Raw genomic sequence first — 12,511 nt, 5'->3', positions numbered from 1 at the left:
TAAATATTAGGGTTTCATAAAAAACAACCCATAGCCTTTATACGACTTCTTTTTAACGCTAAAAATCCTTAGTTTCGTGGCTTGTTTTTATGAAAAAATTGAATTAGAAGTCGTAGCGCTTTCTCACAGTATTACTCAAACGCATTCATATGCGGTAGTTTTAGGGGAAGTAAATGGTTTGCGCGGTTGCCGATAGTAATTGGCGGATTTGAAGCGCAGGCTATTGCCGTGGCATTGGAAAAAATGAATCCAAGCCGGCCTTTAACGCATGACCTGATGAAAAATTTCATGACGGCATTCTCTATCGACCTGCACGAAATTATCATCTCCGATCTGCAGGAAGGTATTTTCTTCAGTAAGTTGGTTTGCTCCTCTGATCACGATACCATAGAAATTGACAGCCGTACTTCTGATGCCATTGCATTGGCTGTTCGTTTTGGATGCCCCATCTATACTTACGAAAATATTTTAAGTAATGCCGGCATTGTTATGGATGAAAAAAACCAGACATCCGAAACTGAAAATGCAGAAGCTATAAGTGCAACTGTAGCCGAGAGCGCAGATAATGATCTTAAAAACATGAATGTTGAGGAACTTAATAAACTGCTGAACGAGGTTTTGGAAAGCGAAGATTACATGAGAGCTATCGCCATCAGAGACGAGCTGAACAGCAGGAAGAATAAATAGCAGCGTACAGTATCTATAAGAGTATGATAGTTTATCATCAGGCATCATTACTCCTCACCTATTATACCAACCACCTTGATCCGGTTTTCTAATTGTAAAATCAACATTGGTTTATATATTACCGCAAAAAGGCCGGATGGTTATCACAATCTCGAAACCGTTTTCTTTCCCCTGCCATTTTACGATGTTATTGAGCTTATAGATGCGCCCCAAACAGGCATTACAGTTGTAGGCCAATCTATTCCGGGGTCTGCTGAAAATAATATCATTATTAAAGCCTGGAATCTGTTGAAAAAGGACTTCCATGCCCTTCCGCCTGTTCATTTTTACCTCTTAAAAAACCTGCCTGCCGGAGCAGGGCTCGAGCCGGAAGCGCCAATGGCGCTCATACTTTATTAGCATTAAACCAAAAATACGCACTCGGTTTAACTGAACAACAACTGCTTCATTATGCTTTGCAACTGGGTAGCGACTGCCCGTTTTTCATTCTAAACAAACCATCACTGGCAACTGGTCGCGGAGAAGTTTTTGAAGAAGTGAAGGTAGATCTAAGCCCTTACAAAATAGTAATTGTAAACCCGGGTATCCATATTTCAACCCCCTGGGCATTCGGACAGCTAAAACCTGCGCCACCTCAATTTAACCTTAAGACAAGTATCGCCCAACCTCCGCACAAATGGAAAAATTACATTTTTAATGATTTTGAGGATGCTGTTTTTGAAGCGTTTCCTGAAACAGCGGCAATTAAAAAACAATTGTACCAGGCAGGCGCTATATTTGCAATTATGAGCGGCAGCGGTAGCACGATATACGGCTTATTCGAAAAAACACTCCTGTACAACTCAACCTTCCCAAACAATATTTCCTGAAAACAGCCGCTTTTGATTTCTGGTTATATAACCCACTAACTCATTTTCTATTATGATTAGTCCCTCAAAAGAAGACCTTCTACAAAAGATCGAAAAAGCGATAGAAAAAGCAATCAATTATTTGGTAGAGCATCAATTGGCCAGCGGAGAATTTGCCACTTACATGTCTCCGGACGCTGCAATGCAGGAATGGTGCGTGCCGGAAAGCAATACAGGATTCACTGCAGAAATAGGAAACTGTCTTATACCTTTCCAGGACAATCCATTAGTTGACAAGCTATTAACCAAATCAACCAACTATCTCTCGTACCAGGATGTAAGAGGCGGCATATGGCAGTTCTATGCGAAATGGCATCCGAAATTCAAAATTTTGCCACCCGATGTAGATGACACAGCATTAGTTTGTAATTTTTTGAGGAAAAGAAATGTTTCGTACCCCGATAACATCAAAACAATTCTTTTAAATAGAAACAAACAGGGATTATTCTATACCTGGTTCACACTCCATAGTAATTTTTTCAAATATTCCCGAAAATACTGGCGGCTTATCGCCAGGGAACTCAAAGCGCCCATTAGTACCTTTTTGTATTGGACCAGCGCCACTCATCGTAGAAATGATATTGACCTGGTGATCAATTGTAATGTGGTTTCTTACCTGGGTTATAATGACATTACGAAGCCCGTAGTGAAGCATATCATAGATGAAATGATCAAAAATAAAGGCAAAATACCCGACAAGTGGTATTTGAATGAAATCGTTCATTATTACTTTATTTCTAGATTGTACGACCTGGACATTCCTGAAGTCTGGGATATAAAATCTTTATTCGAGGAAAAAATAAAAAATGCGGTAAATAGCAGCAAGAATTTTCAACACTGTGATCTTGAAATAGCCCTCGCAACAACTTCTTTACTTAAGTTAAATGTTATCGATCCTAAGATCGAAGAATATGTAACCCTTTTATTATCAAGACAAGCTCTAACGGAGAGTGGCAAAGGTATGAACTGGTTACGGGTGGGCCGCTGGTTTGGGGTAGCGAGGAAGCTACAACCGCTTATTGTATTGAGGCTCTACATTTGTTTAAAACTACGCTATTAGAAATGGATTAAAATTAACCCACAGCCCCTTCTTTCACGGCATATGTCGTTTGTTCATTTTATATTTGTCCTCATTCCATTACAAAAACTGGTTTACATACTCGTGAGATAACTTATATGCCTTCTATACGTAATAAAATTTTTCATCTTAAAAATAATTTAAATCTTCCGAGGATATTAAACCTGGTTAAAGCTGCTGCACCGGGATGGTTATACATTTCCTTAACACTCATTATTTTAGAGACCCTTGCCTTTTTTGCGTCCCTGTATTTAATGAAGTTACTAATCGACATGGTTGTGAAAACACAGCTGGAGGCCGGAGCTGCTCATACCAATATTATCGGCTATGTAATTTTTAGCGGAATAGCGGTGTTGTTTATTTTATATTGAGATCGTTCAGTACTTATTCTGTTGAAGTGCTTTCAACCAAAGTCTCAGAGTTCATTAACAAAAATGTACATGAAAAAGCAGTAAATCTCCAGCTTTCTTTTTACGAAAGTCCGGCCTACTATGATATTTTAAAAAGAGCGATGGAGGCCGGGACAGACAAACCCGGGCTGATTATTGCTACATTAATTGAAATATTAAAGAACTGTTTATCCCTGGCGGCAGTAGTTTCGGTACTCATACTCATCAACTGGCTTTTACTGCCCATCATTGCCCTGTTTATAATTCCTACTTTATTTATTCGCTTAAAATATTCGAAAAAACTGAACGAGCTACGGATAGCCCAAACACCATTAGAGCGTAAATCAGCTTATTTCAGCAGCTTGATTACAACAGACACGGCCGCCAAAGAAATCCGTACCTACTCGTTAGGCGCCCATCTTAAAACGAAATTCAGTGAGATCAGAAATATTCTTGTTAAGGAGAAACTTTCTCTTAGCTTGAAAAAACCCAGCTCGAAGTAGCCACCACCGCATTATCATATGTGGGCATTTTCTTTTGTATCGGGTTTATTGCTTTAAGAGCTATATCCGGTGAATCAAGCACCGGAGACATTTCACTGTTTCTTTTTGCTTTTCCACAAGCATTTGGTTTACTTCAGAATATTTCGGGGGCATCTCAAATATTTATCAGAATAGTATTTATATTAATAGTTCTTTCGAATTGCTGCAACTCGAAAATGATATGGAAAAGGATGTTGATACTGAATCAATGCCTTTGGAAAATGATATCTGTATAAAACTAAAGGATGTAAAATTCAGCTACCCTTACACAGATAAGCAAACCATTTCCGGTATCAACCTAACCATTCCCTCTGGCAAAATTATTGGCCTGGTGGGTTTGAACGGAGCGGGAAAATCAACACTTATAAAACTACTCTGCCGCCTGTACGATCCTACTGAAGGAGAGATACTATACGGGAATAAGAATATCAAACAGCTAAACGCATTAGAGTACCGTAAACAACTGGGAGTGGTTTTCCAGGATTTTAACCGATATAGTTTTAGTGCCGGCGAGAACATTTTCTTTGGCAACATTCATCAACCTTATAATCCACAGCGCGTTAAAGAAGCCGCTGAAAAATCGGGTATCGCCTCCTTTATCGAGTCATTCCCCGATGGTTATGAAACCACAATGGGCAGAATATTTGAAGACAGCAAGGAGGTTAGCATTGGACAATGGCAAAAAATTGCGTTAGCCCGGTGCTTCTATTCTGATGCACGTTTTCTCATTTTTGATGAAGCATCCAGCGCGCTGGATGCGGTTTCTGAAAAGGAGCTGTTTGGTTCGTTCAGAGATAGGATCGGCAATCGCGGAGCAGTCATTATAAGTCATAGACGTTCTGCCATACTTCATGCCGACTACATTTATGTTTTAGCCGACGGGAAAGTGGTAGAAGAGGGTACAGATGAAGAACTCATGCAACGCAAAGGAGCTTATGCATCTATTTTTAATGAAAATGCGGTAGCTGAAAAAGAAAAGGCGACAACCAAATGAAAGTGAGGCAAAAGCATATAGCATTTATAACCTGCTGCAGCAATGACTGGGGCGGAAGTGAAGAATTGTGGGCACAAACTGCGCCCATACTCATACAACAAAACCACAAGGTAACCCTCTATAAAGAAACGTTTAATACCCATCACCCATCTATAATAAAAGCAAAAGCGCAGGGAGTTCGCTTTGTAGCATTTAAACCTAAAACCTTCGCCAGCCGAACTTTTCAAAAAGTAAAAAATCGGTTTTTCAACAAAGGCACTAATAGGATTCACTACAACAATGAACATGCCGCACAATTAAGAAAAAATTAAGCAAGGATAGACCCGACCTGGTTCTGATCAATCAGGGCATCAACTTCGACGGCCTGGGTCACGCTTATGAGTGCTACCAGCTGAAAATACCTTATGCTATTATTAGCCATAAAGGCGTAGACTTTTTTGGCCGTCTGAAACGGAACGCCCCATTATGATCGAGGTTTGGCAAAATGCTCAAAAATGCTTTTTTGTATCTCAGCAAAACCTCAATTTAACAGAAGAGCAATTTGGTTTTCGCTTTTCCCATGCTGAGGTAATTTGGAACCCTATTAAATTTAAACGGGAAATTTCCCCTTTGCCAACCGCCGAACATTTATATAAATTTGCATGTATTGGTCGTTTTTTTATCCTGGATAAGGGACAGGATATTCTTTTGCGAATTCTTGCAGATCAATCCTGGAAAGATCGCCCGATTGAAGTAAGTTTTATCGGTGGCGGACCGGACCAAAAAGCCCTCCAGGATTTAGCCGAAATGCTGGATGTTAAAAATGTGAAATTCGCTGCACATATAAATGATGTCGAAAACCTCTGGACCTCTTATCATGCTCTTATCCTGCCCTCCAGGAGTGAAGGATTACCCCTGGTAACTCTGGAAGCAATGGCAGTAGGACGACCAGTGATAGTAAGTACAGCGGGAGGACATGCAGAGATCATACAACACGGCGTAAATGGTTTTATTGCAGATGCAACTGTAAAAGATTTTGCTAAGGCGATGGAAGATGCGTGGGAAAACAGGAATTCCTGGGAGCTAATCGGTAAAAATGCGAACGCATTTGTAAAAGAAAAGGTACCGGCACTACCCGAGCGTATTTTTTCAGATTTAATAATAAAAATAATATCTTGAGCTACAAATGAACCCTCTAGTTTCCGTCATAATACCAACTTATAACCGTGCTAATACGGTTAGTCATTCAATAAACAGTGTACTAGCGCAAACCTATAAGCATATAGAAATCATCGTAGTAGATGATGGATCAGCAGACCACACCGCTGAAGTTTTAAAAAATTATCACAATATCATTGTAATTAGTAAAGAGAACGGCGGACAGGCAAGCGCGAGAAATGCCGGCCTGAAGCACGCAACCGGTAAATTCATAGCATCACTCGACTCTGATGATATCTGGTATCCTGATTTCCTGGAACGTTGCGTGCAAAAACTACAGGCAGATGACCTGGATTTTGTTTTTGCAAACTGGGACCAGGAAGATGCTAACGGAAGAATTTACGATTTTTTATCCAGCGATATTTTCATTCAACCCTACTTTCATAGAAAAAAGAAAGCTGGGTAAATCTGGACTTCAATGAATTAAGATCGGTTTATGCACAAGCCTGCCCCTCTCCTTCATCTTCAGCAGTTATAAAAAGGAGCCTTATACAGCAGGGCTGGAATAACAATATACGTGTAGGAGATGATTGGTATTTATATCTTTCAGTACTGTATGCAGGTGAACGGAAAGCCGCTTTTACACTGGATCGCCTTTGGAAAAAATGTGTGGGCCCCATCAATGTTTATGACGGTAGAAAGAGAAGCGAAGTGCTGGAGCATCTATACATTGCCGATATGGATAAGATGCTCTACGATTTTAAGCCGAAGATGAAAAACGCGCATTATAAAATAATGCGCAATAAGCATATTTACAGCCTGGTTGAATTAGCTAAGCACAATCTTATTCGCGAGTTTAACCTGGTAAAGACGGTTAAGTTGCTTGCCCGATCATTTTACCTGGATGCCCGCCAGACCTTTAAAAGCATACCGCAGGTGGTGATGTTGGAGTAAATAGAATGAAGGATAAAAAAATCACCAAATGGGTAAAATAGCCCGTTAAATGAATATTTCAGCCTTTATCAGAACCGGCGACTGGTGGGATCACAAACTCCCTCCCATACTTGGGATCGGGTACGCTACCCTTCTACTATATGATCAGAACCTTTTTAACGCATCCGGACACATAGTTATTATATTGCTTTCGGTAATTATAGGGGCAATATATGTAAGTATTATCAACGACATCAGCGACGTTGAGGTTGATGCAAGAGCCGGAAAGCCCAACAAAATGGCCTCTTTACCTGTTTTTGTGAAATGGCTTTTGCCCATCATCTGTATTGCATGCGGCATTTGTTTTATAGCGTTTTTCTATTATCCCGACTGGCTGTCCTGTATTTTCTACACCATTCCCTGGATCGCCTTCAGCATGTATAGTTTACCTCCATTCAGGCTTAAAAACCGGGGCATATGGGGCGTGCTGGCTGACGCAAGCGGTGCTCACATATTTATTAACCTGCTAATGGTAAGTAGTCTTTCTTACATCTCGAAACATCCCATTAACTGGTTTTGGCTTTTGGCGATAGGTGTATGGGCTACCTGCGGTGGTATAAGAGGAATTATGTGGCATCAGTTTACAGACCGGGACAATGATATAAAGTCAGGTATAGAAACTTTTGCTACCCGGCGAGAGGCAAAAGATTTCAGATATATTGAATGGGTGCTTTTACTGATTGAGTCGATTGCGCTCTTTTACGTAATTTATACGTTATCTATAACTCTTGTATATTACAGCTTTATTGCTTACCTGATACTGATGTTGCTCCGGTTTAAGGTATTACACCAGGAGCCTATTTCATTTCTCCATAAAACATCCAATTACCAAACGCTCCTGCTTGATTTTACCGACCTCTTCTTACCTGCAGCCTTATTAGTTTATTCGTCATTTCACCAGCCCAAAGCCTGGATACTGCTTCTGATACAACTTTTGTTGTTTCCCGGCAGATGGATATTAATACTTAAAGACTGTTATCGTATTTTATTTAAGAAGCGCTGGTCTAAACAGCTGTAACAGGTATTTCCCCTTACACCTTACTATCGTACCATTTCTGCAATTAGCTTTTCCATGGCGAGCTGTAAATTGGTAGTGAGTCCCGGTGAACTTTAGAACATTGTATAACCGTGCTCCGTATAGCGGTGAGCCATCTGAATCGGGATGGTGCATCTAACTGAGCAATCGGAGAAGAGCTCAGCCGGTCGCCCAAAGCAATCTTCTCAAATGCCCGGAGATTTTGCTCAATAAAATCCAGGTCAATCCCGGGATCAAAGCATTTTAATTTGGTTGCAGGTAATGAAAGACTGCAATCTACATACTTTGTTTTTTTGCAGAACAGTATAATGCCGGCATTCACAAACTCCTCACGCTCCACACGCGGCACCACCCGTATTACCGCATACTCATATAATTGCTGCTCTTGCATCAATCGCTTGTTTTAAAAATATACTGCTATGTTGTAACCTGAAGTTGAGAAACTCCCGGTACACTTTTTTTGTTTCCTCAGCCATACCGTTGGTTTCTTCGTAAGCCAGCCACTCTTCGGGTAATGCATTTAATATTTCTTCTATCACAGTTTCATTCATTAAGCCGCTGCATATACGGTCCGCTTCTTCTAACAAGCCGGCCTCTTTCAATAACACATGATCCTTTATCAATGGAAAAGCGCTTTTCATTTGTGCCTCCCAATTCTGCCAGTTATGATGAAAATATAAGCTGGCACCATGATCAATCAGCCATAGCTCCCGGTTCCATATCAGCATATTGGTATTGCGGGCAGTACGATCCATATTGGTAAGGAAGGCGTCAAGCCATACTATTTTAGACGCCAGTAAGGAATCCGTTTTACTTAAGGCTGGATCATAAGTAATGGCTCCGCTCAGATAATGAAGCGCCAGGTTTAAGCCCTGGCTAGCCTTTAAAAGGTCCTGAATCTCTTCATCCGGCTCGGTTCGGCCAAAAGCTTCATCCAGGAAAGCAAATACGATTTCAGGCACTTTAAGTGCCAGCACCCTCGCTACTTCACCGCCAATAAATTCCGAAACCAGTGCCTTAATTCCCTGGCCGGCACCTCTGAATTTCAATGCGTATAAAAAGCCATCGTCTCCTTCAGCTATCGCCGGCAGAGAGCCTCCCTCACGTAAAGGCGTCACATAACGCGTTACATTTATAGTTCGAATATCTGGCAGAATAATAAGTTTTAGGTTGGAAAGATACAGGTTATAAAGAAAAAGCCCCCTTTCGGAGGCTTCAAATTTTATTGCTGAGCTGCGGCTTCATCCCCTGGCTCCGGTTTTCTTTCCGGTTTAGGGATTAAAGCTTTTCTCGATAATTTAAATTTACCTGACTTAGGATCTGTTCCAATCAGTTTCACTTTCATCGAATCACCTTCTTTTACCAGCCCTTCCAAAGTTTCTAAACGTTTCCAGCTTACTTCACTGATGTGAACCAAACCTTGTTTACCTGGCAAAAATTCAACAAAGGCACCAAAAGCAACTATCGATTTTACTGTAGCATCGTAAACATCACCTACAACCGGAACCGCAACAATGCCTTTAATCCAGTCTTCGGCTTTAGCTACGGCTGATTTCTCTACACCAAAGATGCTGATCTCACCCATATTGTTTACTTCCTCTATATTGATCGTAGCACCGGTTTCACGCTGAATTTCCTGTATTACTTTACCGCCTGGCCCGATCACTGCTCCGATAAATTCTTTATCGATAAACATCTTAACCACACGTGGTGCGTGAGGCTTCACTTCTTCTCTTGCTTCAGGTATTGCTTTGTACATAGACTCCAGGATATGTAATCTGCCTGCTTTCGCCTGATCCAATGCCTGTCTCATCACTTCCATGGGAAGACCATCTACTTTAATATCCATCTGCACACCGCAAATACCTTCACGAGTTCCGGTTACCTTAAAGTCCATATCTCCCAGGTGGTCTTCATCACCTAAAATATCACTTAAGATAGAAAACTTATCTCCCTTGGTAATCAACCCCATAGCTATACCTGCCACGTGTTTTGGAAAAGGTACACCGGCATCCATTAACGCTAATGAACCTGCGCAAACGGTAGCCATTGAAGAAGAACCGTTTGACTCAAGAATATCGCTAACCACACGAACAGTGTAGCCAAATTCTGAATCAGCGGGCATCATTTGTTTCAGAGAGCGCATTGCCAGGTTACCATGTCCTACTTCTCTGCGACCAGGCCCACGCATCATTTTTACTTCACCCGTTGAGAACGGAGGGAAGTTATAGTGCAAAATGAATTTGGAATATTTAGAAGAAGCAGCTGTTTCAATCAGCAACTCATCTAAACCAGTACCTAAGGTAACTGTTGTAATAGATTGAGTTTCACCTCTTGTAAATAAAGCTGATCCATGTGGAGAAGGTAATACATCTACCTCCATATCTAAAGGACGAATTTCATCCAGTTGTCTGCCGTCCAAACGGATACGATCATTCAAAACCATATCTCTTACCACATCGTACTGAACATCGTGGTAATATTTTTAGCCAGTCTTTTTCAACATCGGTAAAAGGAAGCTCTTCAGTTGATTCTTCAACTAATTTAGCCAGCAACTCCTCTTCCAAAGCTTTAAACTGATCTGTTCTGTCGTGTTTAGCAGATTTGCTCTTTGCTATCTCATAAACCTTATCACTTGCAAATGCATATACACGTTCTTTTACCGCTTCGTTAATAGCAGGTAAAGTATATTCTCTTTTGGTAGTTACACCTTTCAGATCTCTCAGCTGCTGCTGTGCTTTTATTTGCACCCTTATTGCCTCGTGAGCCACACTCAAAAGACTTACCAGATCAGCTTCAGAGCATTCCTGCGATTCTCCTTCCACCATCATCAGGTTCTTTTCAGTAGCTGCTACGATGAAATCCATATCAGCAGTAGCCAATTCTGTGCGGTTAGGGTTTACTTTAAATGCGCCGTCGATACGTGCAACACGTACTTCGCTCAAAATCTCCTTAATAGGCACATCAGAAACCGCCAATGCAGCCGATGCCGCTAAACAAGCTAATGCATCAGGCAATATTTCAGGATCGCTGCTGATCAATGTAACCAGCACTTGTACCTCGCAGAAATAATCATCAGGGAACAAAGGTCTTAACGCACGGTCAATTAAACGGGAGATCAATACCTCGTAATCGCTTAAGCGACCTTCACGTTTAAAGAAAGATCCCGGGATGCGACCAGCAGAAGCAAATTTCTCCTGGTAGTCAACTGTTAAAGGAAAAAAGCTTTGTCCTTCTTTTGGTTCTTTATTTGCAACTACGGTAGCCAGCAATACTGCTTTACCTACGCTTACCGTAACCGAGCCATCTGCCTGGCGGGCAAGGCGACCCGTTTCTATAGCAACTTCGCGGCCATCGCCTAAATCGAAGGTTGTTCTTAATGGTTGTTGTAACATAAAATATTTTTGTAAGTATTTGATTGTGAAGCAAGCAACTTACTCAACCAGTAACTCTGTTGTTAAAAAAACGCATGTTAGAACGTTTCCAACAGTATTCTGTTTAAAAATTGAGCAGGTAAAATTGCAAGCAGGTAAAAACACGTATTCCCAACAGCGGATGTTGGGAATACAAAATATATAAATAAGTCTGAAATTAGTGCATCAAACCCAGGATATAGAACCGTTTTCCCAACTTTTGCAAGATGGAAAATACTATTTTCTTAAACCTAGTTTCTCAATTAAAGCACGGTAACCGGTAAGGTTATGCTTTTGCAGATAACTCAGCAAGCTTTTACGCTTACCTACCAACTGCATCAAACCGCGGTGAGTAGAGAAATCTTTTTTATTTTGCTGTAAGTGCTTACTGATCTGGCTGATACGCTCTGTTAACTGCGCAATCTGGCCCTCAATAGAACCTGTGTTAGCGGCGCTTCCACCAAATTGTTCAAAAATCTGTGCGTTTCTTTCTTTTGTAAGTGGCATACTGTCTTTTTTAAAAGGTCATCCTGTTTTTGTATCCTATAATTTAAGGCGGCAAAGGTAAGGAATAATTTGATATTTCTGATGCGAAATTTGATATTTCTGATATTATGGCGATTTTTACCGCATGAATTTATCCCAGGATACCAAAAACATACTAGGTCTTCAGCTTCCTACAGATCCCCGCTGGGTAAACCTGGCAGAAATATCACTGGAAGCCATACTTACAGACCATGCTTATTGCGAGCAGAAAGCGGCCACCACCTGTATCACACTAATACAAAGATACAGCGATCGGGAAAAACTCGTAACCTCCCTCGCCCCTATTGTGACCGAAGAATGGGGACATTTTCGCCTGGTGTTACAGGAACTGCATAAGCGAGGCTTGAAACTTGGTAAGCAGCGAAAAGACCTCTATGTAAATAAACTGATCGAATTTCAGCAACAAGGCGGATCTCCGGAAGATCGCTTTTTAGACCATCTCTTAATGATGGCAATGATTGAAGCACGCAGTTGTGAACGGTTTAAGCGCCTGAGCGAAGGGCTCAATGACGCTTACATGGCTAAATTTTACCGGCGCTTTATGGAAAGCGAAGCCGGTCACTATACGCTATTTATAGAACTCGCAGAAACCTACCTGCCTAAAGAAAAAGTTCGAGCACGCTGGGGCGAATGGCTGAACCATGAAACGGAAATCATGAAAGATCTGGAGCTAAGGGGTGATAGAATTCATTGATATGTAAGATGTTATATGTATGATATTAGATGTTGGATGCGGGATACAGGATCTTTGATGCCGTATCTGGTGTTTAATGTACGATGTACCTATT

General features: G+C 41.1%; 17 protein-coding genes and 1 pseudogene. 13 read left to right on the top strand and 5 right to left on the bottom strand.

All coding sequences use genetic code 11. The annotated features are described in order from the left end of the window. Nucleotides 1-76 precede the first annotated feature (76 nt). The 12 genes and pseudogenes from MKP07_RS22175 to MKP07_RS22120 all read left to right on the top strand — a co-directional run bounded on the left by MKP07_RS22175 (nucleotide 77) and on the right by MKP07_RS22120 (nucleotide 7,746). Nucleotides 77-687: pseudogene (locus MKP07_RS22175) on the top strand (bifunctional nuclease family protein). A 75-nt stretch (nucleotides 688-762) separates the two neighbouring features. Next, complete coding sequence (locus MKP07_RS22170; RefSeq protein ID WP_240849181.1) at nucleotides 763-1,086, top strand: 4-(cytidine 5'-diphospho)-2-C-methyl-D-erythritol kinase; 324 nt, start codon at nucleotides 763-765, stop codon at nucleotides 1,084-1,086. A gap of 56 nt (nucleotides 1,087-1,142) precedes the next feature. Beyond that, nucleotides 1,143-1,556 (top strand): 4-(cytidine 5'-diphospho)-2-C-methyl-D-erythritol kinase, encoded by a 414-nt coding sequence (locus MKP07_RS22165; RefSeq protein WP_240849178.1) that lies wholly within the window; start codon nucleotides 1,143-1,145, stop codon nucleotides 1,554-1,556. Between the two features lie 52 nt (nucleotides 1,557-1,608). Beyond that, nucleotides 1,609-2,655, top strand: coding sequence for a prenyltransferase/squalene oxidase repeat-containing protein (locus MKP07_RS22160; protein WP_240849175.1), 1,047 nt, complete (start codon nucleotides 1,609-1,611; stop codon nucleotides 2,653-2,655). 116 nt (nucleotides 2,656-2,771) lie between these two features. Further along, nucleotides 2,772-3,044, top strand: coding sequence for a hypothetical protein (locus MKP07_RS22155; RefSeq protein ID WP_240849173.1), 273 nt, complete (start codon nucleotides 2,772-2,774; stop codon nucleotides 3,042-3,044). Beyond that, on the top strand, nucleotides 3,041-3,565 hold the full coding sequence (locus MKP07_RS22150; RefSeq protein WP_240849172.1) for a 6TM ABC transporter family protein: 525 nt from the start codon (nucleotides 3,041-3,043) through the stop codon (nucleotides 3,563-3,565). Before MKP07_RS22155 ends, MKP07_RS22150 begins: the two co-directional genes overlap by 4 nt. Before the next feature lie 220 nt (nucleotides 3,566-3,785). Then, nucleotides 3,786-4,598, top strand: a complete 813-nt coding sequence (locus MKP07_RS22145) for an ABC transporter ATP-binding protein (RefSeq protein ID WP_240849170.1) — start codon at nucleotides 3,786-3,788, stop codon at nucleotides 4,596-4,598. Next, the gene (locus MKP07_RS22140; protein ID WP_240849169.1) at nucleotides 4,595-4,909 is read left to right on the top strand and encodes a hypothetical protein; all 315 of its coding nucleotides are present in this window, start codon (nucleotides 4,595-4,597) and stop codon (nucleotides 4,907-4,909) included. Before MKP07_RS22145 ends, MKP07_RS22140 begins: the two co-directional genes overlap by 4 nt. Nucleotides 4,910-5,063: 154 nt before the next feature. Further along, entirely contained in the window at nucleotides 5,064-5,756 is a 693-nt protein-coding gene (locus MKP07_RS22135) for a glycosyltransferase family 4 protein (RefSeq protein ID WP_240849168.1), read from the top strand. Nucleotides 5,757-5,763: 7 nt separating this feature from the next. Continuing rightward, on the top strand, nucleotides 5,764-6,201 hold the full coding sequence (locus MKP07_RS22130; RefSeq protein ID WP_240849167.1) for a glycosyltransferase family 2 protein: 438 nt from the start codon (nucleotides 5,764-5,766) through the stop codon (nucleotides 6,199-6,201). Between the two features lie 203 nt (nucleotides 6,202-6,404). Further along, entirely contained in the window at nucleotides 6,405-6,689 is a 285-nt protein-coding gene (locus MKP07_RS22125; RefSeq protein WP_240849166.1) for a hypothetical protein, read from the top strand. A gap of 49 nt (nucleotides 6,690-6,738) precedes the next feature. After that, entirely contained in the window at nucleotides 6,739-7,746 is a 1,008-nt protein-coding gene (locus MKP07_RS22120; RefSeq protein WP_240849165.1) for a UbiA family prenyltransferase, read from the top strand. Between the two features lie 43 nt (nucleotides 7,747-7,789). On the opposite strand, the gene MKP07_RS22115 is transcribed toward MKP07_RS22120, so the two are convergent. The 5 genes from MKP07_RS22115 to rpsO form a co-directional block, all read right to left on the bottom strand. Continuing rightward, nucleotides 7,790-8,155, bottom strand: a complete 366-nt coding sequence (locus MKP07_RS22115; RefSeq protein ID WP_240849163.1) for a DUF3037 domain-containing protein — start codon at nucleotides 8,153-8,155, stop codon at nucleotides 7,790-7,792. Next, nucleotides 8,133-8,882: a HipA family kinase gene (locus MKP07_RS22110; RefSeq protein WP_240849162.1), complete on the bottom strand. Its 750-nt coding sequence runs from the start codon at nucleotides 8,880-8,882 to the stop codon at nucleotides 8,133-8,135. The genes MKP07_RS22115 and MKP07_RS22110 overlap by 23 nt, the downstream gene beginning before the upstream one ends. Before the next feature lie 104 nt (nucleotides 8,883-8,986). Further along, nucleotides 8,987-10,204 (bottom strand): polyribonucleotide nucleotidyltransferase, encoded by a 1,218-nt coding sequence (gene pnp / locus MKP07_RS22105; RefSeq protein WP_240849161.1) that lies wholly within the window; start codon nucleotides 10,202-10,204, stop codon nucleotides 8,987-8,989. Next, complete coding sequence (locus MKP07_RS22100) at nucleotides 10,197-11,159, bottom strand: hypothetical protein (protein WP_240849160.1); 963 nt, start codon at nucleotides 11,157-11,159, stop codon at nucleotides 10,197-10,199. The genes pnp and MKP07_RS22100 overlap by 8 nt, the downstream gene beginning before the upstream one ends. Nucleotides 11,160-11,414: 255 nt before the next feature. Then, entirely contained in the window at nucleotides 11,415-11,684 is a 270-nt protein-coding gene (rpsO, locus tag MKP07_RS22095) for a 30S ribosomal protein S15 (protein ID WP_240849158.1), read from the bottom strand. Between the two features lie 124 nt (nucleotides 11,685-11,808). Between rpsO and miaE the strand changes: the two genes are divergently transcribed. After that, entirely contained in the window at nucleotides 11,809-12,417 is a 609-nt protein-coding gene (gene miaE / locus MKP07_RS22090; protein ID WP_240849157.1) for a tRNA-(ms[2]io[6]A)-hydroxylase, read from the top strand. The last annotated feature ends 94 nt before the right edge of the window (nucleotides 12,418-12,511 follow it).

The organism is Paraniabella hibiscisoli (genome assembly GCF_022512515.1).
GTDB classification, from domain to species: Bacteria; Bacteroidota; Bacteroidia; order Chitinophagales; family Chitinophagaceae; genus Niabella; species Niabella hibiscisoli.
The sequence above is the reverse complement of the archived record's forward strand: the minus strand, read 5'-3'. Positions and strand labels throughout refer to the sequence as shown.

Excerpts from the sequence above, each read along its gene's own strand:
- MKP07_RS22115 (WP_240849163.1), bottom strand. The coding sequence starts at position 8,155 with ATGCAAGAGCAGCAATTATATGAGTATGCGGTAATACGGGTGGTGCCG.
- miaE (WP_240849157.1), top strand. The coding sequence starts at position 11,809 with ATGAATTTATCCCAGGATACCAAAAACATACTAGGTCTTCAGCTTCCT.
- MKP07_RS22130 (WP_240849167.1), top strand. The coding sequence starts at position 5,764 with ATGAACCCTCTAGTTTCCGTCATAATACCAACTTATAACCGTGCTAAT.
- MKP07_RS22135 (WP_240849168.1), top strand. The coding sequence starts at position 5,064 with ATGATCGAGGTTTGGCAAAATGCTCAAAAATGCTTTTTTGTATCTCAG.
- rpsO (WP_240849158.1), bottom strand. The coding sequence starts at position 11,684 with ATGCCACTTACAAAAGAAAGAAACGCACAGATTTTTGAACAATTTGGT.
- MKP07_RS22160 (WP_240849175.1), top strand. The coding sequence starts at position 1,609 with ATGATTAGTCCCTCAAAAGAAGACCTTCTACAAAAGATCGAAAAAGCG.
- MKP07_RS22100 (WP_240849160.1), bottom strand. The coding sequence starts at position 11,159 with ATGTTACAACAACCATTAAGAACAACCTTCGATTTAGGCGATGGCCGC.
- MKP07_RS22155 (WP_240849173.1), top strand. The coding sequence starts at position 2,772 with ATGCCTTCTATACGTAATAAAATTTTTCATCTTAAAAATAATTTAAAT.
- MKP07_RS22145 (WP_240849170.1), top strand. The coding sequence starts at position 3,786 with ATGGAAAAGGATGTTGATACTGAATCAATGCCTTTGGAAAATGATATC.
- MKP07_RS22140 (WP_240849169.1), top strand. The coding sequence starts at position 4,595 with ATGAAAGTGAGGCAAAAGCATATAGCATTTATAACCTGCTGCAGCAAT.
- MKP07_RS22120 (WP_240849165.1), top strand. The coding sequence starts at position 6,739 with ATGAATATTTCAGCCTTTATCAGAACCGGCGACTGGTGGGATCACAAA.